The sequence below is a fragment of the Agromyces sp. NPDC052230 genome (assembly GCF_040679595.1).
Classification (GTDB): Bacteria; Actinomycetota; Actinomycetes; order Actinomycetales; family Microbacteriaceae; genus Agromyces.
In genome coordinates, this window is record NZ_JBFAVC010000004.1 from 1 (window position 1) to 22,284 (window position 22,284).

The window sequence follows — 22,284 nt, forward strand, 5'->3', positions numbered from 1 at the left end:
CCGGGTCGTCGAGGCACGGGCGTTCCCGGTCGCGGTGCGGCGGTCGTCCATGCCGCCGCACCGCGTCCGGTCATCATGGGATCCGCACCACGGGAATGGGAGGATGACGGATGTCCCGTGCACGACCCGTGAGAGAACGCATGAGTGGCCCAGCATTTCGCGCGCCCGCCGCGGGCGGCGCCGCGGGCGGCGCTCCCGATTCCACCGAACCCGGTGACGCGGCCGAGCGACGCAACTGGGCCGGGAACCTCGCATATCGTGCCGCGCGCGTGGTGCACCCCGAGACGGTCGACGAGGTGCGGCGCATCTTCGCGGAAGGCGGGCCGGTCCGATTCCTCGGTACGCGGCACTCCTTCAACGACCTCGCCGACACCGAGGGCACGCTCATCGCGACCGACCGGATGCCGACGCACCTCGACTCGGGCAGCGCGCGGGGTGTGGTGCGGCTGACCGGCGGCCTCCGCTACGGCGACCTCGCGCCGTGGCTGCACGAACGCGGGCTCGCCCTCGCGAACCTCGCGTCGCTGCCGCACATCTCCGTGGCGGGTGCGATCGCGACCGGAACGCACGGCTCGGGCGACGGCATCGGCTCCCTCGCGACCGCCGTGCGCGCGATCGGATTCATGACCCCCGACGGCGAGCACCGCCTCCTGCGGCGCGGCGACGCCGACTTCGCGGGCGCCGTCGTGCATCTCGGAGCGCTCGGGCTCGTCACCGCCCTCGAGCTCGACGTCGAGCCGACGTACGACGTCGCGCAGATCGTGTTCGAGGGGCCCGCGTGGGACGCCATCCTCGACGATCTCGACGCGGTCACCACGCTCGGCACAAGCGTCAGCATCTTCACGACCTGGGCACGCACCGACGTCGCCGACCAGCTCTGGGTCAAGCAGCGCCTTCCGATCGACGCGGATGCCGCGGCGCAGCGTGACGCGGTCGTCGCGCGCCTCGGCGCCCGCGCGGCGACGGTGCCGAGACATCCGATCATCGGCATTCCCGCCGACGCCTGCACGCCGCAACTCGGTGCAGCGGGGCCATGGCACGAGCGCCTGCCGCACTTCCGGCTCGAGTTCACGCCGTCGGCGGGGGAGGAGTTGCAGTCGGAGTACCTCGTGCCGCGTACCGATGCGGTCGCGGCGATCGAGGCGGTGCGTTCCCTCGCCGACCGCATCGCGCCGCTGCTGCAGGTGTGCGAGGTGCGCACGGTGCGCGCCGACGACCTCTGGCTGAGTCCCGCCTGCGGCACCGACGTGGTTGCGGTGCACTTCACGTGGAAGCCCGACCAGCTCGCCGTCAGCGCCCTGCTGCCCGAGCTCGAGGCCGCGTTGCCGGCGACGGCGCGTCCGCACTGGGGAAAGCTCTTCACGCTGCCCGGTGAGGAGCTGCGCCGCCGCTTCCCGCGCTTCGACGACTTCACGTCGTTACGGGCGCGGTTCGACCCCGAGGGCCGGCTGCGGAACGCGTTCCTGGAGCGCATCGGGCTCTGAGCTCCCCACCTCGGCGTCGCCGTGAGGGGAGGTCAGCGCATCAGGCCCAGGCCGCCGACGTGCGCACGTCGATCGTGTACGAGCACCTCCGCAGCACCGTGGTCCTGCCCGCGCACGCTGACGAGCGCTGACGAGCGCTGACCCCGACGTCATCCGGCGGGGAGCTTCGCGGCCGTCTCCTCCACGAGCTGCAGCACGCGGGCGGCCACGCTCACGGCGATCGCGGCCGGGTCCTTCGAGCGGATGCCGGCGATGCCGATGGGTGTTGTCACGCGCGCGAGCGCCGCCTCGTCGTGTCCGGCTTCGCCGAGCTGCTGCCGGAATCGCGCCCACTTCGAGCGCGAGCCGATGAGTCCGATCGACGCGAGTCCGTCGGTGCGCAGCGCGGTGTCGCAGATCGCGAGGTCCTCGACGTGGTCGTGGGTCATGATGAGCACGTGCGCGCCCGGCGGCAGGTCGGCGAGCGCCGACTCCGGCACGGGAAGGTGATGCACGTGCACGTCGGCGACCGCGTCGGCGAGGATGCCGCGCCCGCCGGGCACCCCGAGACGTCCGGGGCCGACCATCTCCGACCGAGAGTCGACGAGGTCGAGTCGCATCGGCTGCCGGGCGAGGATCCGCGTGAGCTCAAGCCCGACGTGGCCGAGCCCGAAGATCGCGACCGTCGGCACGACGCGCACCGGTTCCAGCAGCATGGTGACCTCTCCTCCGCAGCACTGCACGCCGTATTCGGTCGTGGTCTTGTCGCTCAGGGTCAGCGTCAGCAGTTCGGGTTCGGATGCCCCGTCGGCGAGCAGCTCGCGGGCGCGAGCGATCGCCGTGGCTTCGAGGTTGCCGCCGCCGACGGTGCCGAACAGCTCGTCGGCAGCCACCACCATCTTGGCGCCGCCGTTGCGCGGTGCGTGCCCGCGCACCATGGCGAGGGTGACGAGCACCGACGGCGTGCGCTGCGCCCGGAGGCGCTGCACGGCATCCACCCAGTCCACGTGGCCTCCCGGTCAGCGGTCGAAGGGTACGAGCGGGCGTTCGGCGTCGGCCGCAGTCCCGCGCCCCGAGGCATCCGCTCGCTCACCGCCATGAGCGCCGTCTCCGGCTGCGCCGTCTCCCGCGCTCTCGGACGGACGACCGGCACGCCGCGCCGCCTCGATCGCCCAGAACACCGCCTCGGGGGTGGCTGGCGACGCGAGATCGACGCTGTATCCGGGTCGCGCGAACGCGGCGACCGCCTGCCGCAACGCCTCGCGCACGCTGAACGCGAGCATGAGCGGCGGCTCGCCCACGGCCTTCGAGCCGTAGACCACGCCGTCTTCCGTGGCCCGCTCGAAGAAGTGCACATTGAGCACCTCGGGCATCTCCGAGAAGCTCGGCAGCTTGTAGGTGCTCGCCGACTGCGTGAGCAGGCGCCCGCGGCCGGGGCCGTCGGTCTCGTCCCAACGGAGATCCTCGAGGGTGAGCCAGCCGGCACCCTGCACGAAACCGCCCTCGACCTGGCCGAGGTCGACGATCGGCGAGAGGGAGTCGCCCACGTCGTGCACGATGTCCACGCGACGGAGACGGTACTCGCCCGTGAACCCATCGACCTCGACCTCGCTCGCGGCGGCGCCGTAGGCGAAGTACTTGAACGGCGACCCCTGCATCGCCTCGGTGTCCCAGTGCAGCCCCTCGGTGCGGAAATACCCGGCGGCGAACAGCTGCACGCGCTGATCGTAGGCGGCCCCGACCACCTCGGCGAACGTCACCGACGGGCCCGTGGTGCCGAGGCCCGAGACCCGGCCACGCGAGAACCGCACGTCGCGCGCGTCGACGCCGAGCATCCGCCCGGCGACGGCGGCGAGCCGCGCCCGGATCTGCTCGCAGGCATCCTTGATCGCGCCGCCGTTGAGGTCGGCGCCAGACGAGGCCGCCGTCGCCGACGTGTTCGGCACCTTGTCGGTGCGGGTGGGTGCCAGGCGTACCGTCTCCGCGGGCACGCCGAGGGCCGTGGCGGCGACCTGCAGCATCTTCGTGTGCAGGCCCTGTCCCATCTCGGTGCCGCCGTGGTTGATGAGGACCGAGCCGTCGGTGTAGACGTGCACGAGGGCGCCCGCCTGGTTGTAGGACGTCAGCGTGAACGAGATGCCGAACTTCACGGGCGTGATGGCGAGGGCGCGCTTGGAGTCGGCGTGCTCGGCGTTGAACGCGGCGACCTGCCCGCGGCGTTCGTCGAACGCGCTCTCGCGGAGCAGCCGGGTCCACACCTCGTGCAGCCGCTCGGCGTGGCGAACGGGTTGTCCGTACGGCGTGGTCTGACCGGAGACGTAGAAGTTCCGCTCCCGGAGCGCGGGCGCGTCGATGCGGAGGAGGGGCGCCACCCGGCCGAGGATGTCCTCGATCACGAACATGCCCTGCGGGCCGCCGAAGCCGCGGAACGCCGTCTGCGAGGTCTTGTGCGTCTTCGCGATGCGGCCCTGGATGACCACGTTCGGGATCCAGTACGCGTTGTCGACGTGCATGAGGGCGCGGGCCGTCACGGGCTCCGAGAGATCGAGGCACCAGCCGCCGTCGGAGGTCAGTGTCGTCGCGAGGGCGATGAGGTGCCCCTCGTCGTCGAATCCGGCCTTCCATTCGATAAGGAACGGATGCCGCTTGCCGGTCATCGTGAGGTCCTGCGTGCGAGTCAGCCGCACGCGCACCGGACGCCCCGTGAGGACGGCGCCGAGGGCGGCGACGGCGGCGAACCCGTGCGGCTGCACCTCCTTGCCCCCGAACCCGCCACCCATGCGGAGGGACTGCACGGTGACCCGGTTGTTCGGAACGCCGAGCACGTGCGCGATGACGTGCTGCGCCTCTGTGGGGTTCTGCGTGCCGCACTCGACGAACACCTGTCCCTCGGAGTCGACGTGCGCGAGCGAGGCGTGCGTCTCGAGGTAGAAATGCTCCTGGCCGCCGATGAGCGTCGTGCCTTCGAACTCATGTGGCGCGTCACCGAGGGCGCGCTCGGGGTCGCCGCGCCGGATCGTGCGGGGGATGCCCTGGAACGAGCCGGCCTCGATCGCCTCCGCCACGGTGATGATCGACGGGAGGGTCTCGTACGTCACGCGCACGGCGGCCGCGCCCAGGCGTGCGGCCTCGGGCGTCTCGCCCAGCACCCACGCCAGCGCGTGCCCGTGGAACATCGCCTCGTCGGGGAACAGCGGCTCGTCGCCGGCGCTCCCGGCGTCGTTGACGCCCGGCACGTCGGCGGACGTGAGTACTCGCACGACGCCCGGCACGGTGAGCGCCTCGGTCACGTCGAGCGTCACACGCGCATGGGGGTGCTCGGATTGCACGGGCCAGGCCGTGAGCACGTCGCTCCGGCGTGCGGCGAGGTCGTCGGTGTACACGGCCGCGCCGGTGGTGTGCAGCACGGCACTCTCGTGCGGCACGGGCTGGCCGACCGCGGGGTGCGCGGGGCGTGCGGCGAGTTCGCTCATGCGGGCACCTCCGCGGCGGTCATCGGCCGCGTGCGGTAGAGCCGCTCGAGGGCCGTGCCGAGCATGCGCGACCGGTACTCCGCGCTCGCTCGGTGATCCGACATGGGGCTGCCCTCCGCGGCCAGCACGGATGCCGCGTCCCGCACCGTCTCGAGGTCCCACGGGCGTCCGGCCAGCAGCGCCTCCGTCGCCCGGGCGCGCAGCGGCGTCGCGGCCACTCCGCCGAGCCCGATGCGTGCCGATGCCACGACGTCGCCGTCGAGGTCGAGGGCGAAGCCCACGGCGACGCTCGAGATGTCGTCGAAGCGTCGCTTCGCGATCTTGTGGAACGCGGTGAACCGCGCGATTGGCAGCGGGATGCGCACCGAGTGGATGAGCTCGTCGGGGCGCCGCAGCGTCTCCCGGTACCCGGTGAAGTACTCCGCGAGGTCGACCTCCCGCTCGCCGTCGCCCGACACGAGCACGACCCGTGCCTCCAGCGCGAGGAGCGCGGGCGCCGTGTCGCCGATCGGGGAGGCGGTGCCGAGGTTGCCGCCGATCGTGGCCCGGTTGCGGATGAGCGGCGACGCGAACTGCGGGAAGAGTTCGCCGAGCAGCGGCACCCGGCCGTCGAGCCGGCGCTCGACGTCGGTGAGCGGCAGGGCCGCGCCGATCTCGACCGAGGCGTCGCCGAACGTGACGGCGCGGAGTTCGGGGAGGTGGTCGATCGCGATCGTGAGCGTCGCTCGTCGACCTCGGAGATTGACGTCGACGCCCCAGTCGGTCGAACCCGCGACGACCACGGCGGCGGGCTCCTCGGCGAGCACCCGAAGCGCCTCCTCGAGGGTGGAGGGCCGGATGAAGCGCTCGCCGCCGGCCTCGAGCAGGGTCGCCCGGGGTTCCGGCGCGGGCCGGCTGCGCCGCTCGGCGAGCGGGTCGTCGGCGCCGGGATCGCCGAGGGCGTAGGCGGCGTCGCGGATGGGTCGATAGCCGGTGCACCGGCAGAGGTTGCCACTGAGGGCGTGCAGGTCGAAGCCGTTCGGTCCGTGCGTCGCGTCGGCTGCGACTTCCGGTCGGTCTGCGGCATCCGCTCGGCTCGGGGCATCCGCGTGCTCTGCCGGCACCCGATCGGCGCGGTAGAACTCGGCCGCCATGCTGCACGCGAAGCCAGGGGTGCAGTAGCCGCACTGCGACCCGCCGGCCTCGGCGAGTCCGGCCTGCACGGGGTGGAGCTGCTCGGGGGTGCCGAGGCCCTCGGCCGTGACGACCTCCTGACCGTCGAGGGCGGCTGCCGGCACGAGGCACGAGTTGACCGCCGTCCACCGCGTGCCGCCCTGGTCGTCGGATGTCGCGACGAGCATCGCGCACGCACCGCACTCGCCCTCGGCGCAGCCCTCCTTCGACCCGGTGAGTCCGTTCGCGCGCAGCCAGTCGAGGGCCGTCGTGTGCGCGGAGATGCCCCGCAACGGGCGTTGCCGCCCGTTGACCGTCACCGCGATGTGATCCATGGTCGAGCTCCTTGTCTCGCGAGTCTACGCCGGGGCGCACCGCGGGTTCCGGTTACGCCACGTGCGCATCTGCGCGAAGATGAGGCATGCGCCCCGCGCTCACCGCTCGCGACCTCGCCGCCGTCGATGCCCGGCTGGCCGAGACCGACGAGCTGCTCGCCCACGCGTATCCGGGCGATGACGGTTCGCGGCAGCCGGTGCACACCGTGTACGTGCCCGCCGACCGGTATGCGCCCGAACTCCCCGCCGTGTGGGGGCGGGCGGCGCTCGCCGCCGTGGCCGACGCCGGGGGCGTCGAGGCCGTCGCCGCCATCGCCGGGATCGACGATGGACTCGCGGCCGCGGTCGCGCCGAACGTGCAGGCGAAGCTCGAACGCGAACCGATCGAGGACCTGCGCATCGACTTCGAAGACGGCTACGGCGACCGCGGCGATACCGTCGAGGACGCCGATGCCGTGCGCGCCGCCAAGCGCGTCGTCGCCGCCGAGGGCGCGGGGTTCGCGCCGCCGTTCATCGGCATCCGGTTCAAGTCGTTCGAGGCCGCGACGCGGGCACGAGGCATCCGCACCCTCGACCTGTTCGTGACCGCCCTCGTGGAGCACGGCGGGCTGCCCGACGGCCTCGTGCTGACCCTCCCGAAGGTGTCGACCGTCGCGCAGGTCGAGGCGATGGCCGAGGTCGTCGCGGCGCTCGAGCGTGCGCACGGCCTGCCCGACGGGAGACTGCGCTTCGAGGTGCAGGTCGAGACGCCCCAGCTCGTGCTCGGCGCCGACGGGACCTCGCCGGTCGCGCGGTTGCCGCACGCCGCGCCCCGACGGATCAGCGGGCTGCACTACGGCACGTACGACTACAGCGCGTCGCTGCAGATCCCCGGTCCGTACCAGTCGATGGCGCATCCCTCCGCCGACCTCGCCAAGGGCATCATGCAACTCGCCGTGGCAGGCACCGGCATCCGGCTCTCCGATGGGTCGACGAACGTGCTGCCGATCGGCGAGCGCACCGCCGATGCGTGGCGGCTGCACGCGCGACTCGTGCGCCGGTCGCTCGAGCGTGGCTTCGGCCAAGGCTGGGACCTGCATCCGCACCAGCTGCCGACGCGGTACCTCGCGACGTACGCGTTCTACCGCGAGGGGTACGCCGAGGCATCCGGTCGGCTCGCGGCTCAGGTCGGGGCATCCGGCTCCGGAGCCGGTTCCGGCTCATCCGGTGCCGCGTCATCCGCCGCGGTGCTCGACGAACCGGCCACGGTGCGCGCGCTCGCCGCGTTCGTGCTGCAGGGCGTGCGATGCGGGGCGATCTCGCCGGCGGAGGTCCCAGCCGACACCGGTCTCGACGAGGCCGCGCTCACCGCGCTCGCCCACCCGGGACTCGCGAAGGGGAGGACATGAGCTACTTCACGCCGCAGGGAGGCCTGCCCGATCAGGCCGAGCTCATCACCGGCCGCGCGATCGTCACCGAGGCGTACACGGTCATCCCGAAGGGCGCGATGCGCGACATCGTGACGAGCAACCTGCCGGGCTTCACCAACACCCGGTCGTGGATCCTCGCGCGTCCGATCGCGGGGTTCGCAACGACGTTCGCTCAGCTCATCGTCGAGATCGGCCCCGGTGGCGGCGCCGAGCGACCCGAGCAGGAGCTCGGCGTCGAGGGCGTCGTCTTCGTCACGGCGGGCGAGCTCACCCTCACCATCGAGGGCGAGACGCACGTGCTCGGGGCCGGCGGCTACGCCTACCTGGCACCCGGCACGCCGTGGTCGGTCGCGAACGAGGGCGCCGAGTTCGTGAGCTTCCACTGGATCCGAAAGGCGTACGAGCCCGTCGACGGAGTACGGCTGCCCGCCTCGTTCGTCACGAGCGACGCCGCGGTCGAGCCGCAGCCGATGCCCGACACCGACGGCGCCTGGGCCACATCGCGTTTCGTCGACCCCGACGACCTCGCTCACGACATGCACGTGAACATCGTGACGTTCCAGCCGGGCGGCAAGATCCCGTTCGCCGAGACGCACGTCATGGAGCACGGCATCTTCGTGCTCGAGGGCACGGGCGTCTACCGGCTGAACGGTGACTGGGTCGAGGTCGAGGCGGGCGACTTCCTGTGGCTGCGCGCGTTCTGCCCGCAGGCCTGCTACGCGGGCGGCCCCGGGCCGTTCCGCTACCTCCTCTACAAGGACGTGAACCGCCAGGTGCGGCTCACCGGCGGCGTTCGACCGAGCGGGCCGCGATGACGGATGCCTCGGGCTTCGATGACGCGGCCCTCGACGACGCGGCCCTCGACCTCGTGATCCGGGGTGACCGGGTGCTCATCGACGGCGCCTTCGTACCCGCCGAGGTCGGCGTGCGCGACGGCGTGATCGTGCAGCTCGCGCCGCTCGGAGCAGGGCTCGAGGGTGCGCGCGTTGCGCGATTCCGTCCCGACGAGGTGCTCATCCCGGGGCTCGTGGACACGCACGTGCACGTGAACGAACCCGGTCGCACCGAGTGGGAGGGCTTCGCGACCGCAACCCGGGCAGCGGCCGCGGGCGGAGTCACGACCATCATCGACATGCCGCTCAACTGCATCCCACCGACGACCACGATCGGGGCGCTCGACGAGAAGCGCCGCGTCGCCGAGGGCCGCGTGTTCGTCGACGTCGGATTCTGGGGCGGAGTCGTTCCGGGCAACCTCGCCGACCTCGAGCCACTCGCCGAGGCGGGCGTGTTCGGGTTCAAGTGCTTCCTCGTGCACTCGGGGGTCGACGAATTCCCGCCCGTGACGGCCGACGAGATGGAGCGCGCCATGGCGGTGCTCGCCGGCGCCGACGACTCGCTCCTCGTCGTGCACGCCGAGGACGCCGCCCTCATCGAGCGTGCGCCGCATCCGCACAGTTCCGACTACGCCGACTTCCTCGCCTCCCGTCCGCGCGAGGCCGAAGGCGCGGCGATCGGGGCGGTGATCGAGCGTGCCGCGCGCACGGGGGTGCGGGCGCACATCCTGCACCTCAGCTCGGCCGACGCGCTCGACCGCATCGCGACCGCGAAGCGCCACGGGGTGCGGCTCACCGTGGAGACGTGCCCGCACTACCTCGCGCTCTGCGCCGAGGACGTGCCGGCGGGCGCGACCGCCTTCAAGTGCTGCCCGCCGATCCGCGAGGCCGGCAATCGCGACGCGCTCTGGCGGGGACTCGAGGCCGGGATCATCGACTTCATCGTCTCCGACCACTCGCCGGCTCCCGCCGAGCTCAAGACCGCCGCGGGCGGCGACTTCGCCGAGGCGTGGGGCGGCATCGCGTCGCTCCAGCTCGGGCTGGCGCTCGTCTGGACCGAGGCGCGTCGTCGCGGCATCCGGTTCGAGCAGGTCGTCGAGTGGATGTCGGGGGCGCCCGCCCGTCGCGTGGGGCTCACCGGGAAGGGGCGCATCGCCGAGGGCGCCGCGGCCGACCTCGTCGTCGTCGCCCCCGAGGAGACGTTCATCGTCGACGCCGCGGCGCTCGAACACCGGCATCCGGTGTGCGTGTACGACGGACGCGAGCTCACCGGCGTCGTGCGCGCCACCTACCTGGCCGGCGTGCCCGTCGACCGGGCGACCCCGCGCGGTCGGCTGCTGCGGCGGGCGCCTGCGACGTTGCCTACGACGGCGCCTGCGGGGGCGCCGACGAGATCGGAGACGAGATGACGAGATCGAGGATCACGACGCACGTGCTCGACGCCGCAACCGGCGTGCCCGCCGAGGGCATGCACGTCGAGCTCTCCGGGCGCGACGGCAGCGCGTGGCGGGTGCTCGCCGAGGGCACGACCGACGCCGACGGCCGGATCATGCGGCTCGGCGGCGACGACCTGCCCGCGGGGGAGTACCGCATCCGCTTCGACACGGGGGCGTGGTTCCGCGCACGGAACGTCGAGACGTTCTACCCCGAGGCCGTCGTCACGTTCCTCGTGACCGACGACGGGCGACACGTCCACGTGCCGCTCCTCCTCAGCCCGTTCTCGTACTCCACCTACCGGGGGAGCTGAGCATGGCCGAGTCCGCGGCATCCGACCGCATCGTCCTCGGACCCAACCGGTACGGCAAGGCCGAGGTGCGCGTGGTCAAGGTCACGCGCGACACGACCAGGCATGAGATCGAGGACCTCAACGTCACGTCGCAGCTGCGCGGCGACTTCGCGGCGGCGCACCTGGCCGGCGACAACGCGCACGTCGTGCCCACCGACACCCAGAAGAACACGATCTTCGCGTTCGCGCGCGACGGCGTCGGCTCACCCGAGGCGTTCCTGCTGCGGCTCGCCGACCACTTCACGGGATCGTTCGAGTGGGTGACCGGTGGGCGCTGGGAGGCCGAGCAGTTCGTGTGGCAGCGCATCCCGGTTGATGGAGCCGAGCACGATCACGCGTTCGTGCGCGCCGGGCAGGAGGTGCGCACGGCGGCCGTCGTCGCCGACGGTGCCGATCGGCACGTCGTCGCCGGGCTCAAGGAGCTCACGGTGCTGAAGACCACCCGGTCGGGGTTCGAGGGCTACCCGAAGGACCGGTACACGACGCTGCCCGAGACATCCGACCGCATCCTGGCCACGGAGGTCGCCGCCAGATGGCGCTACGGGCGACCCGACGTCGACTACAACGCGACGTACGCGAGCGTGCGGACGCTGCTCCTCGAGGCCTTCGCGGCGAGGTACTCGCCGGGGCTGCAGGCGACGCTCTTCGAGATGGGACGTGCGGTGCTCGAGGCACATCCCGAGATCGCCGAGATCCGCTTCTCGATGCCGAACAAGCACCACTTCGTCGTCGACCTCGCGCCGTTCGGGCTCGACAACCCCAACGAGGTGTTCTTCGCGGCCGACCGCCCGTACGGTCTCATCGAGGCGACGGTCGCGCGCGAGGGTGTCGCGAGTCCGGCCGCCGCTTGGGAGGGCATCGCCGGCTTCTGCTAGCGTCGCGACGACCATTTGCCGTCCCACGACGATTCGCAGGCGTCCTCCACCGGGCGAACGGTCGTCACGCCGCGCCGGCCGCGATAGCGTCGAGGGATGCGGATCCTCCTCGTCGGCGCCGGAGGCGTCGGAGACGCCATCGTGAAGATCGCGGCGCGTCGTGACTTCTTCGAGCTCCTCGTCGTCAGCGACTACGACGTGTCCAGGGCCGAGCGCACGGTCGAGTGGATTCGGGCCCGGCACGGCGACGACGTCGCGGTCCGGTTCGCCACGGCGCGAATCGACGCGAGCGACCCCGAGGTCGTGGCATCCGTCGCCCGCGAGCACGCGGCGACCCACGTGATGAACGCCGTCGAGCCGAAGTTCGTGCCGGCGATCTTCGCGGGGGCGCTCGCCGCCGAGGCGGACTACGTCGACATGGCCATGAGCCTGTCGGAGCCGCATCCGACCGACCCCTACGCGCAGACGGGCGTGAAGCTCGGCGACGATCAGTTCGCGCAGACCACCGACTGGGATGCGGCCGGTCGTCTCGCGCTCGTCGGCATGGGTGTCGAGCCGGGGCTCAGCGACGTGTTCGCCCGCTACGCCGCCGACCACCTCTTCAGCGAGATCGACGAGCTCGGCGTGCGCGACGGCGCCAACCTCGTGGTGCGCGACGAGGCGGGCAACGAGATCTTCGCGCCGTCGTTCTCGATCTGGACGACGATCGAGGAGTGCCTGAACCCGCCCGTCGTCTGGGAGGAGGAGCGGGGCTGGTACACCACGCCGCCGTTCTCGGAGCCCGAGGTGTTCGTCTTCCCCGAGGGCATCGGGCCGGTGGAGTGCGTCAACGTCGAGCACGAGGAGGTGCTCCTCATGCCGCGCTGGGTGGACGCGAAGCGCGTCACGTTCAAGTACGGACTCGGCGACGAGTTCATCATCGTGCTGCGTACGCTGCACCTGCTGGGTCTCGACTCGACGAGCCCGATCCGGGTGCGCAGCGAAGACGGTCCCGTGCATGTCGCGCCCCGCGATGTCGTGGCCGCGGCGCTGCCCGACCCGGCGACCATCGGTCCGCGCATGACGGGCAAGACGTGCGCCGGCCTCTGGGTCACCGGCACGGGCACCGACGGCACGCCGCGCGAGGTGTACCTGTACCACGTGAGCGACAACGAGTGGACGATGGCCGAGTACGACGCACAGTGCGTCGTCTGGCAGACCGCCCTGAATCCCGTCGTCGCACTCGAGCTGCTCGCCACCGGCGAGTGGCAGGGGCGCGGCGTGCTGGGCCCTGAGGCGTTCGACGCCGCGCCGTTCCTCGAACTCATGGCGCGCCCCGAGCGCTTCGGCGGCTACGGGCAGCCCTGGCACATGGAGGATCGGTCGGCGTGAACGTCTCGGTGTCCGAGGTGCCGTCATCGATCGTCACCGAGGCCGAGCAGGCAGCGGATGCCGCAGACGCACGAGCGGGCATCGACACCCGCCCGGCGCGCATCGACGAGCTCGACGGCGTGCTCGCCCGGTTCGAGGCCACGTGGGGCGTCGGACGCGGCGCCGACCGCGCGACCGTACAGGCGCTCGAGCACGCTGGGAACACACTGCTCGTGGCGGTCCCGCGGGCCGAGGAGCGCCCGACGAAGGACGCGCCTCGAACCCCGCCGCCAGCGATTCCCCTCGGCGCCACCCTCGGCTTCCTCGGCTGGTCGGGCGGAATCCACGTGCACTCGCACATGAACGCCGTCGACCCGACCGCCCGGGGTCGCGGCATCGGCGTCGCCCTGAAGCTGCGACAGCGGGTCGTCTGCCTCGCGCATGGCGTGACGGAGATGCGGTGGACGTACGATCCGCTCATCCGACGCAACGCCCGCATGAACCTCGTGCGTCTCGGCGCCGAGGTCGTGGCCTTCCTGCCCGACTTCTACGGTGAACTTCGCGACGCCATCACGGGCGCCGACCGCAGCGACCGATTCGAGGTGCGCTGGCGGCTCGACTCGCCCCGCACCACGAGGGCGCTCGCCCGAGGTCCCGTGCCGGACTGGCGCGCCGAGGGCGGGCTCCCACTCGTAGCCGACTACGAGGGGGTGCGCGCTGAGGACCCCGACACGGCGATGCGTCTGCGAGATGCCTCGCGCGAGGCATTCGCGGTGCTCGCGCGCGACGCCTCGCTCCGCGTCGAGCTCGATGCCGACGGCGACTACGTCTTCACCCACGACGACCCCGACCGGGAGGCATGATGGCCGCGACCCAAACCCCGAACGCGACTTCGACCCCGACCCTCGAGCGCATCGAGCTCCATCGCCTCGAGGTGCCCCTCGTGCGGCCCTTCGAGACCTCGTTCGGACGCGAGACGGTGCGGGAGGTGCTCCTCGTGCGGGCCGTGACCGACGCCGGTGAGGGGTGGGCCGAGTGCGTGGCGGGACGTGATCCGTTCTACTCGTCGGAGTACGTGGGCGGTGCGGCATCCGTCATCGAGCACTACCTCGCGCCCGCCCTGCTGCGAGCGCCGGCGGCTCACGTCGAAGACGACGGCCACATGTCGGGCGTGCTCATCGACGACCCGGCGCACGAGGCCGACATCTGGGTCGACGACCGCGAGCAGCAGGTTCCGGATGCCCCGGGGCCGACGTCGGTCGGAGCGGCGGCGTCGATCGGCAGCGTGCCGATCGCGGCATCCGTCGCCCCGGCCCTCGCCTTCGTCGCCGGCCATCGCATGGCCAAGGCCGCGCTTGAGGCCGCCGTGCTCGACGCGGAGCTGCGCACGCAGGGCCGGTCGATGGCCGAGTGCTTCGGCGCCGTGCGCGACTGGGTCGACTGCGGCGTGTCGGTCGGTATCGCGCCCACGCTCGAGGAGCTCCTCGACGAGGTCACGGGGTACCTCGAGCAGGGCTACCGCCGAATCAAGCTGAAGATCAAGCCCGGCTGGGACCTCGTGCCCGTCGGCGCCGTGCGTGAGCTCATGGGCCGCGACGGCCTCCTGCAGGTCGACGCGAACACCGCCTACACGGCCGACGACATCCCGCTGCTCGCGAGCCTCGACGCGTTCGGGCTCCTGCTCATCGAGCAGCCCTTCGCCGAGGAGGACCTCGCCACGCACGTGCGCCTCGCCGAGGCGTGCGAGACGCCCGTGTGCCTCGACGAGTCGATCCTCGACACGGCCACCGCGATCGATGCGATCGAGCGGCGCGCGACCAGCATCGTGAACATCAAGCCGGGCCGCATGGGGGGCTACCTCGAGGCGCTGCGCGTGCACGACGCGTGCCGCGACCGCGACGTGCCCGTGTGGTGCGGCGGCATGCTCGAGACGGGAGTCGGTCGCGCGGCCAACGTGGCACTCGCCGCGCTGCCAGGCTTCACCATGCCCGGAGACACGTCGGCCTCGTCGCGGTACTTCGCCGAGGACCTCACCGAGCCGTTCGAGCTCGGCCAGGGCGAGCATCGCGGGCAGCTCAGGGTTCCGGATGCCCCGGGCACCGGCGTCACCGTGCGCCAGGAACTCGTGCGCGAGTGGGCGACCGCGGAGCCCGTGGTCATCGCGCTCTGACGAAGGTGCCAGAATCGGCGACGTGGGATTCTTCGAACGCGCTCGCGCCCGCTACCCCGGGGGCCGGCCCAACGAGGAGGCGCTCGACATTCAGCGCCGGTTCATGCGGATCGTCGAGCGCGGGCTCGCGCCGTTCTCGGTCGTGCTCGAGACCCGTGGTCGCACGAGTGGACAGCCGCGACGCGTGCCGCTCGTGATGGTGCGGCGACGGGGCATCCGTTACCTCGTGTCGATGCTGGGGCACGACGTCGGCTGGGTGCGCAACGTGCACGCCGCGGGCGGCCGCGCCGCCATCATCCGCCGCCACCGCGAAGAGGTGGTGCTGACCGAGGTGCCGGTGACCGAGCGTGCGCCCATCCTCCGTCGGTACCTGCTCGTCGCGCTCGGCGCGCGGCCGCACATGAAGGTGCGGTGGAACTCGCCGCGCCGTGAGGTCGAGCGCGTCGCGGGGGAGTACCCGGTGTTCCGCGTCGACCGGGTCGACCGCGTCGCCGACTGAGACGACTGGGGGCCTGGGGCCCGGGCGCCCGGCCGTCACTTCACGAGCGTCAGCGCGAGCTCGCCGATCGCCGCGGCGGACTCGGCGTGCATGGCGTCGTCGTCGAGCGTGAACCAGGTCGACGAGAGCGCGCACCACGAGACGAGCCATCGCGCCAGACGATCGCGATCAAAGCCGGCCGAGTCGACGACGAGCGCGAACTGGCGCTCGAGGCGACCGGGCTCGAGCGCTCGTTCGTGCGACGGGTTGCAGAGCAGGTTGCAGTAGTCGAAGGCCCGTTCGCCGAGAAGCCCTTTGGGGTCGATCGCCAGCCAGCCGCGTTCGGCGAAGTCGAGCACGTTGCCGTGGTGCAGATCGCCGTGCAGCACGACCTCATCGCGAGGATCGTCGAGCAGCGCCGACGCGAACTCGGCGCCACGCCGATGCAGCGGTCCGAGCTCGTCGGCGTGGGCGAACAGGTGCCGGTACCAGGTGCGCAACTCGATGAGGCGCGGTGACGGATCGGCGCCGAGGACCTGAGCGGATGCCGCGTGGATCGCCGCGGCCGCCGCGCAGATGATGCGCGTTGCCTCGTCATCGCGACCCGCTCTGACGAGTTGCACCAGATCGCCGGAGCCCGTGGCCCGCTCGATGAGCGCAGCTTCGCCTTCTCGTCGCAGCACTCGCGCGGCACCGTGGCCGTCGAGTGCCGCGAGCAGTTCCCCGCCGCGCTCCTCCTCCTCGGTGTGCGCGATCTTCAGCATCGCCGGGCCGCCTTCCTCCGTGAGCACGGGCATCAGCAAGCTCGAGGACGTGGTGTGCAGATCGCCCACGGGGCGCAGCCGCCAGCGACGCAGCCAGGCGGCGTCGGCCGCGTGTCCGGGGTCGACGGGTCCGAGATCGCTCACGACTGAGGGCGCTCCCCGGGCTCGGGGTTCTCGGCGTCGCGGTACGCCGCCCACGGGTCGTAGTCGACCTCGAGCGTCTCCTGCGCGGGCCGCTGCGCCTCGGGCACGTGCTGCAGGTTCACCCGAATGCGGTACCAGAGCGAACTCGAGCCGCGCATGCCGTCGACCAGGACATCGGCGGGCTGCAGGAGCGGCACGACCTCGGAATGCTTCGCCTTCCAGCGTTCGAGGCCCTCGAGCGCCTCGGGCTTGGTCTTCGCGCGAGCGATCTCGATGAGGGGCATCGTCGACTGCCGCCTCCCGCTGCCGTCGGACGACTTCGGCGCCTTCTCCGCCGGCCCGAGCTCCTCGGCGAGCCGGAGCAGGCCATCGAGGCTGCCGACCGCGTCGTCGATGCCTGCCGCAACGTCGCCGCGTTCGGCGAAGCGCCTGAGCATGGTCGTCACCGTGAACCGTTCGGGCCGGCTGTCATGCACCTCGTGCCACTCGAGCGGCGCGGAGACCCGCGCATCGGGAAGGGGACGCACCGAGTACGCCGACGCGACCGTGCGATCCTTCGCGTTCTGGTTGAAGTCGACGAACACGCTCTCGCCGCGCTCCTCCTTCCACCACCGCGCCGTTGCCAGGCCGGGCGCACGCAGTTCGACCTCGCGCGCCAGAGTCTCGGCCGCGAGCCGCACCTCGCGGTACGTCCAGCGCGGCTCGATGCGTGCGTAGATGTGCATGCCCCGTGATCCCGACGTCTTCGGCCAGCCGATGAGGCCGTGATCGGAGAGCACCTCGCGTACGACCATGGCGACGTCCACGATCTGCGCCCAGTCCACGCCGGGCATGGGATCGAGGTCGACCCGGAGCTCGTCGGGGTGATCGAGGTCCTCGGCGCGCACCGGGTGCGGGTTGAGGTCGAGGCATCCGAGGTTCACGACCCAGGCGAGCCCAGCGGCATCCCGAACCACCGCCTCCTCGGCCGACGTACCCGACGCGTAGTGCAAGGTCGCGGTGTCGAGCCACTCGGGTCGGTTCTCGGGCACCCGCTTCTGGAAGAACGCCTCGGCCTCGATGCCCTTGACGAATCGCTTCAGCACCATGGGCCTTCCGGCCACACCTCGCACCGCCCCGTCGGCGACGGCGAGGTAGTACCGCACGAGATCGAGCTTCGTGATGCCGGGCTCGGGGAAGACGATCTTGTCGGGGCTCGAGATGCGCACCTCTCGGCCGTCGACCTCGAGTGTCGTGGCCTTGCTCGTCGTGGGGCTCACGTTGTTCACCCTAGGGCGGCGGGTGCGGATTCGGGACCCCTTGCGCCCGCGCGTTGCGGTGTCGGAGACCGTCAGTATCGTGGGGCCCATGCACGACTTCGAGATGATCATCTACATCAAGGCCGACCCGCAGGTGGTGTGGGACGCGATCACGGGTGACGAGGGCAACCGGGCCGTCATGTGGGGAACGATGCTGCGCGGCGATCTCGCGTCGGGCGGCCAGTTCGAATACGTCGGTCCGGGCGCCGGCGGCGACGAGACCGTGCACGTCTACGGCGACGTGCTGCAGGCCGACCCCGGCGACATCCTGCAGCTCATCGAGCACCCCGGACCCATCTACCGCGAGAACCACGCCGAGCTCTCGAGCCGCATGACGTGGCGCCTCGAGCAGGCGGCCATCGGGCTCACGAAGCTCACGTTCACCAACGACGAGTGGAGCCCGGGGCATCCGTCGCAGGCCGACACCGTCGAGAGCTGGCCGATGGTGCTGTCGAGCCTCAAGTCGTGGATCGAGACGGGCGAGGCGATTCCGCCGATCGACCCGTCGTGAGGCGAGCGGATGCCGCGGCGGCGGGTTCGGCCCCAGCGCTCAGGCGAGTTCGCTGCGGCGCAGCCGGAGCTCGCGCACGGCGCCGTTGAGCGGTGACCCCTCGAACCCGACCCCGGCGAGGTCGACGTCGGCCGAGGCTCGGAGCGCAAGGGCCTCGGCCGATCTCGCCGCACGTTCGGGGAGCCCGATGGCCTCGGCGAAGGCGTGCCAGTGCCGAGCACGGAGCTTGCGCGTGCGGCCATCGATCGGCAGGGCCATCGACGTATCGTCGTACACGAGCGTGCACAGCACGTCGTAGACCGGCGCCACCGTCCAGGTGCCCGGCCGCGACTCGAGTACCGAGAGGTTCTTCGCGTGCAGGTCGCCATTGCCGGTGAGCCAGGCGAACAGGAACTGCAGGTACAGGTTGCGCGTCGCCACGAGCGGCGCCGAGGTGACGGATGCCAGCGACCGCACGACCTCGTCGGCGGGAATCGAGTACTTCGAGGCAGGCGGCACCGCGAGCACCTGCGTGGCGTCCTCGAGGGCGAGTCGTTGCCAGGAACCGTCGGGACGCGGCATCCGGTCGAAGCGCTCGACGAGCAGGCCGGTCACGTCGTTGCGGTCGTGGACGAGCGTCGACCGCTCGACGGGCACCTTCAGCGCCTTCGCCGCCCGCAGGTGCGCCGCCTCGTTCTGCACGAGCAGCGGATACTGCGGCGGCGACACCTTCAGGATGTATCGGCCGGCGCGGGTGGCGAGCGGCGTGCTGATCATCGAGGCGCTGGCCTTGCGCTGCACGCCCGGGATGGCGTGGCGGTCGATGCCCTCGACGAGCTCGGCGAAGTCCATGGCGTCGGGTGCGACGCCGCCGATCAGGGGAGCGGGGTCGATCGGGCCCTCGCCCGCGACGACGACCTGCACGTCGCCGGGCACATCCTGGCCGACCGCCAGGAGCAGGCTGAGCTCGTCGTTCGCGCTCGTCTTCACGGCGCGCTGCAGTACCGACAGCCGGTGGCCCTCGGGGAGCAGGCCGGCGAAGAAGGGCGGCAGGGCGCCGCCGGGCGTCACGACGTCGCCGTCGGTGAGGGGCAGGGAGGTGGCGATGGGCCGGGTCGGCGCCCCGTCAGGCGCCCCGTCGAGGTACTCGGGCAGGTAGCGGAACACCGTGGAGCCGTCGGCCCGGCGTTCGATGCGTCCGGCGAGGACGCCCGCCTTGAACACGTCGGCGGCGGCGGTGAATCGGAGACGCTCGAGCTCCTCGGTCATCCCTCGGCCACCAGTCTCAGGCCGACGACCTCGGCCACTCGCGCGACGACGCCGAGCCCGGTCGCACCCGTTCCCTTCTCGATGTCGCGCACGGTGCGGGTCGAGGTGTCCGCGAGCTCGGCGAGCTGCTCCTGCGTGAGACCGGCCGCTTTGCGGGCCTCACGGATGCGGGCGCCGATGTCTCGTGGTGCGTTCAAGGCGGCTCCTTCCGGCGGAATACTGCCGATTCACACGTCCTCGACCACTGCGCCCACCGTGGGCAGTGCATTTCGGCAGAATACTGCCGATTACCCTCGAATGCAAGGTTCAAGGGCGGCTTCGGCAACAATCCGGCAACATTCTGCCTCCCTGAACAATCGGCGCTGCGCGGTGCTGCCGACGGATGCCGCAAGCCGCCGTCGCTAGGATCGGGGCATGTCCGACGATGCGGTGAAGCAAGCTCAGGAGGCAGCCGCCGCAGCGGCGGCAGCGGCGGCAGCGCTGCAGCAACAGGCGCAGGAGGCGATCCGCAAGGCGGAGGAGGCGGCCGCGCTCGCGCAGGCCGCACTCGAGGCGCAGCAGGCGTCGGCCGCCGCGGCGACGGAGCGTGACGACCTTTCGACGGGTGACGACTCGTCGCAGCCGTCCTCCGCCGCGCAAGAGGTCGTGGCGTCTGAAGCGGGGGGTGAGCCCGCGGCATCCGGCCCGCTCGACGCGACCCAGGTCGCCGCGATCCGCGACGGTTACGCGTTCCAGGCTGCCGCGCTCGAGATGGGGGCGCTCGTGAACGGCGAGGCGATGCCGGATGTCCCGGTGCGCATCCCGCTCGCGATGACGAACCGGCACGGGCTCGTCGCCGGCGCGACCGGCACCGGCAAGACACGCACGCTGCAGGTGCTCGCGGAGCAACTGGCCTCACACGGCGTCGCCGTGTTCGCGGCCGACATCAAGGGCGACCTGTCGGGCATCGCGACGCCGGGCGAGGGCAGTGACAAACTCCTCACGCGCACGGAGGGCATCGGGCAGGCGTGGAGCGCGGCATCCTTCCCCGTCGAGTTCTTCTCGCTCGGCGGCATCGGCCGGGGCGTGCCGATCCGCGCGACGATCTCGGGTTTCGGGCCACTGCTGCTCTCGAAGGTGCTCGGCCTCAACGACACGCAGGAGTCGAGCCTCGCGCTCGTCTTCCACTGGGCCGAGGATGCCGGGATGGCACTCCTCGACCTCGAAGACCTGCGCGCCGTGCTGCAGTACCTCGTGAGCGACGACGGCAAGGCGGAGCTCGAGCATCTCGGCGGGCTCTCCAAGGCGACCGTCGGCGTCATCCTCCGCGAACTCGTCGCATTCGCCGAGGCCGGCGCCGATGTGTTCTTCGGCGAACCCGAGATCGACACTGCGGAGTTCCTGCGAGTGGCATCCGACGGTCGTGGCATCGTGAGCCTGCTCGAGGTGCCGGGCGTCGCCGACCGGCCCGCCCTGTACTCGACGTTCCTCATGTGGCTGCTCGCCGATCTCTTCAACGACCTGCCCGAGGTGGGCGACCTCGACAAGCCCAAGCTCGTGTTCTTCTTCGACGAGGCGCACCTGCTCTTCAAGGACGCGTCGAAGGACTTCCTCGCGCAGGTCGTGCAGACCGTGCGGCTCATCCGCTCGAAGGGCGTCGGCGTCTTCTTCGTGACCCAGACGCCGAAGGACGTGCCCGGCGACGTGCTCGCCCAGCTCGGGTCGCGCGTGCAGCATCAGCTGCGCGCGTTCACGCCCGACGACGCGAAGGCCCTGCGTGCCACGGTGTCGACGTACCCCCACTCGGGCTACGACCTCGAGGAGACGCTCACGATCCTCGGCACGGGCGAGGCCATCGTCACGGTCATGAACGAGAAGGGCGCGCCGAGCCCCGTCGCCTGGACGCGGCTACGGGCGCCACAGGCGTCGATGTCGCCGAGCCCGGATGCGGCGATCGACACGGCCGTCGCGGCATCCGCGTTGCAGGCGAAGTACGGCACCCCGATCGACCGCGAGTCGGCGCACGAACTGCTCACCGCGAAGATGAATGCTGCCGCGGCCGCCGCGACCGCTGCGGAGGAGGCCGAGGCCAGGGCGAAGGCCGACGCCGAATTCGCGAAGCAGCAGGCCGCGATCGAGAAGCAGCGCGAGAAGGAGCAGAAGGCCGCGCAGGCCGAGTACGAGCGGCTCATGAAGCGCACGTCGGGCTCGTCGAGGTCGTCGTCGCGGTCGCGCAGCACGTCGAGCCGTCGGGAGAAGTCGCCGCTCGAGGAGGTGCTCGGCTCGCGCACGACCCAGCGGGTGCTCACCGGGGTCCTCGAGGGCATCTTCGGCACGCGGCGTCGCCGATGAGCGTGCCCTTCATCCGTCCGTACCGCCCTGCCGACCGCGACGACGTGTTCGAGATCTGCCTGCGCACCGCGGCTGGCGGCGGCGACGCGACGGGCGTCTACTCCGACGATGCGCTCATGCCCGAGGTGTTCGCGATGCCGTACGTCGAGTACGCACCCGAACTCGCGTTCGTCGTCGACGCCGGCAGCGGGCAGCGAGCGATCGGCTACGTCATCGGGGTGGCCGACACGCGCGTCTTCGTGGAGTGGTGGAAGAGCGAATGGGCCCCCGGGTTCCGCGCGCGGCATCCGCAACCCGGCGCGCCCAGCGGGCGGAACCCGGGGTTCACCGAAGCGCAGCTGCTCGAGGCGGGTTACGATCCCGAGCGCATGCTCATCGCCGAGGTCGACGCGTACCCGGCGCACCTGCACATCGACCTGCTGCCCGAATTGCAGGGGCAGGGCTTCGGGCGGCGGCTCATCGACACCCTTCGCGCCGCCCTCGCCGAACGCGGTGTGCCCGCCGTGCACCTCGGCATGGACGCGGCGAACACGGGCGCCCGGGCGTTCTACGACCGCCTCGGCTTCCACGAGCTGCCGTCGAGCCGGCCCGATGTCCCGTTGCTCGGCATCGCCACGCGCTGATCTCGTCGACCCTTCGCAGCGTCGCTCGCCCGTTCAGGACG

At 71.7% G+C, this 22,284-nt stretch carries 20 protein-coding genes; 13 read left to right on the forward strand and 7 right to left on the reverse strand.

Going from position 1 to position 22,284, the window contains the following annotated elements; all coding sequences use genetic code 11:
• Window positions 1-140 precede the first annotated feature (140 nt).
• The gene (locus AB0K73_RS10055; protein ID WP_360513008.1) at window positions 141-1,484 is read left to right on the forward strand and encodes a D-arabinono-1,4-lactone oxidase; all 1,344 of its coding nucleotides are present in this window, start codon (window positions 141-143) and stop codon (window positions 1,482-1,484) included.
• Window positions 1,485-1,633: 149 nt separating this feature from the next.
• Here the strand turns inward: AB0K73_RS10055 and xdhC are convergent, their stop codons facing one another.
• From xdhC to AB0K73_RS10070, 3 genes are read right to left on the reverse strand one after another with little or no spacing between them, the layout of a single operon-like run.
• Complete coding sequence (gene xdhC, locus AB0K73_RS10060) at window positions 1,634-2,470, reverse strand: xanthine dehydrogenase accessory protein XdhC (RefSeq protein WP_360513006.1); 837 nt, start codon at window positions 2,468-2,470, stop codon at window positions 1,634-1,636.
• 12 nt (window positions 2,471-2,482) lie between these two features.
• Window positions 2,483-4,936 carry a xanthine dehydrogenase molybdopterin binding subunit gene (gene xdhB / locus AB0K73_RS10065; protein WP_360513004.1) on the reverse strand — a complete coding sequence of 818 codons (2,454 nt, stop codon included), beginning with the start codon at window positions 4,934-4,936 and terminating at the stop codon, window positions 2,483-2,485.
• A complete protein-coding gene (locus AB0K73_RS10070) occupies window positions 4,933-6,423 on the reverse strand; it encodes an FAD binding domain-containing protein (protein WP_360513002.1) in 1,491 nt (496 codons plus the stop codon). Before AB0K73_RS10070 ends, xdhB begins: the two co-directional genes overlap by 4 nt.
• Window positions 6,424-6,509: 86 nt before the next feature.
• On the opposite strand from AB0K73_RS10070, the gene AB0K73_RS10075 reads away from it, so the two are divergent.
• From AB0K73_RS10075 to AB0K73_RS10115, 9 genes are all read left to right on the forward strand, one after another.
• Window positions 6,510-7,811, forward strand: coding sequence for an aldolase (locus AB0K73_RS10075; protein ID WP_360513000.1), 1,302 nt, complete (start codon window positions 6,510-6,512; stop codon window positions 7,809-7,811).
• Window positions 7,808-8,647 carry a bifunctional allantoicase/(S)-ureidoglycine aminohydrolase gene (locus AB0K73_RS10080; RefSeq protein ID WP_360512998.1) on the forward strand — a complete coding sequence of 280 codons (840 nt, stop codon included), beginning with the start codon at window positions 7,808-7,810 and terminating at the stop codon, window positions 8,645-8,647. The genes AB0K73_RS10075 and AB0K73_RS10080 overlap by 4 nt, the downstream gene beginning before the upstream one ends.
• Window positions 8,644-10,074, forward strand: a complete 1,431-nt coding sequence (allB, locus tag AB0K73_RS10085) for an allantoinase AllB (RefSeq protein ID WP_360512996.1) — start codon at window positions 8,644-8,646, stop codon at window positions 10,072-10,074. The genes AB0K73_RS10080 and allB overlap by 4 nt, the downstream gene beginning before the upstream one ends.
• On the forward strand, window positions 10,071-10,412 hold the full coding sequence (gene uraH / locus AB0K73_RS10090) for a hydroxyisourate hydrolase (protein ID WP_360512994.1): 342 nt from the start codon (window positions 10,071-10,073) through the stop codon (window positions 10,410-10,412). The genes allB and uraH overlap by 4 nt, the downstream gene beginning before the upstream one ends.
• A gap of 2 nt (window positions 10,413-10,414) precedes the next feature.
• Window positions 10,415-11,326, forward strand: coding sequence for a factor-independent urate hydroxylase (pucL, locus tag AB0K73_RS10095; protein WP_360512991.1), 912 nt, complete (start codon window positions 10,415-10,417; stop codon window positions 11,324-11,326).
• 96 nt (window positions 11,327-11,422) lie between these two features.
• Window positions 11,423-12,697: a saccharopine dehydrogenase C-terminal domain-containing protein gene (locus AB0K73_RS10100; protein ID WP_360512989.1), complete on the forward strand. Its 1,275-nt coding sequence runs from the start codon at window positions 11,423-11,425 to the stop codon at window positions 12,695-12,697.
• Window positions 12,694-13,539: a hypothetical protein gene (locus AB0K73_RS10105; RefSeq protein WP_360512987.1), complete on the forward strand. Its 846-nt coding sequence runs from the start codon at window positions 12,694-12,696 to the stop codon at window positions 13,537-13,539. Before AB0K73_RS10100 ends, AB0K73_RS10105 begins: the two co-directional genes overlap by 4 nt.
• Window positions 13,539-14,846 carry an o-succinylbenzoate synthase gene (menC, locus tag AB0K73_RS10110; protein ID WP_360512985.1) on the forward strand — a complete coding sequence of 436 codons (1,308 nt, stop codon included), beginning with the start codon at window positions 13,539-13,541 and terminating at the stop codon, window positions 14,844-14,846. The genes AB0K73_RS10105 and menC overlap by 1 nt, the downstream gene beginning before the upstream one ends.
• A 22-nt stretch (window positions 14,847-14,868) precedes the next feature.
• Window positions 14,869-15,345: a nitroreductase/quinone reductase family protein gene (locus AB0K73_RS10115; protein WP_360512983.1), complete on the forward strand. Its 477-nt coding sequence runs from the start codon at window positions 14,869-14,871 to the stop codon at window positions 15,343-15,345.
• 35 nt (window positions 15,346-15,380) lie between these two features.
• On the opposite strand, the gene AB0K73_RS10120 is transcribed toward AB0K73_RS10115, so the two are convergent.
• Both AB0K73_RS10120 and ligD read right to left on the reverse strand, forming a co-directional pair.
• Window positions 15,381-16,232 (reverse strand): aminoglycoside phosphotransferase family protein, encoded by an 852-nt coding sequence (locus tag AB0K73_RS10120; protein ID WP_360512981.1) that lies wholly within the window; start codon window positions 16,230-16,232, stop codon window positions 15,381-15,383.
• Window positions 16,229-17,491, reverse strand: coding sequence for a non-homologous end-joining DNA ligase (gene ligD / locus AB0K73_RS10125; RefSeq protein WP_360512979.1), 1,263 nt, complete (start codon window positions 17,489-17,491; stop codon window positions 16,229-16,231). The genes AB0K73_RS10120 and ligD overlap by 4 nt, the downstream gene beginning before the upstream one ends.
• Before the next feature lie 88 nt (window positions 17,492-17,579).
• Here ligD and AB0K73_RS10130 point away from each other — a divergent pair, with 88 nt between their 5' ends.
• Window positions 17,580-18,041, forward strand: coding sequence for an SRPBCC domain-containing protein (locus AB0K73_RS10130; protein WP_360512977.1), 462 nt, complete (start codon window positions 17,580-17,582; stop codon window positions 18,039-18,041).
• 39 nt (window positions 18,042-18,080) lie between these two features.
• Here AB0K73_RS10130 and AB0K73_RS10135 read toward each other — a convergent pair whose 3' ends face one another.
• Together AB0K73_RS10135 and AB0K73_RS10140 are read right to left on the reverse strand one after the other, a co-directional pair.
• Window positions 18,081-19,289: a HipA domain-containing protein gene (locus AB0K73_RS10135; RefSeq protein WP_360512975.1), complete on the reverse strand. Its 1,209-nt coding sequence runs from the start codon at window positions 19,287-19,289 to the stop codon at window positions 18,081-18,083.
• The gene (locus AB0K73_RS10140) at window positions 19,286-19,486 is read right to left on the reverse strand and encodes a helix-turn-helix domain-containing protein (RefSeq protein WP_360512973.1); all 201 of its coding nucleotides are present in this window, start codon (window positions 19,484-19,486) and stop codon (window positions 19,286-19,288) included. Before AB0K73_RS10140 ends, AB0K73_RS10135 begins: the two co-directional genes overlap by 4 nt.
• 217 nt (window positions 19,487-19,703) lie before the next feature.
• Here AB0K73_RS10140 and AB0K73_RS10145 point away from each other — a divergent pair, with 217 nt between their 5' ends.
• Both AB0K73_RS10145 and AB0K73_RS10150 read left to right on the forward strand, forming a co-directional pair.
• Window positions 19,704-21,620 (forward strand): helicase HerA-like domain-containing protein, encoded by a 1,917-nt coding sequence (locus AB0K73_RS10145; protein ID WP_360512971.1) that lies wholly within the window; start codon window positions 19,704-19,706, stop codon window positions 21,618-21,620.
• Window positions 21,617-22,243 (forward strand): GNAT family N-acetyltransferase, encoded by a 627-nt coding sequence (locus tag AB0K73_RS10150; RefSeq protein ID WP_360512969.1) that lies wholly within the window; start codon window positions 21,617-21,619, stop codon window positions 22,241-22,243. Before AB0K73_RS10145 ends, AB0K73_RS10150 begins: the two co-directional genes overlap by 4 nt.
• The last annotated feature ends 41 nt before the right edge of the window (window positions 22,244-22,284 follow it).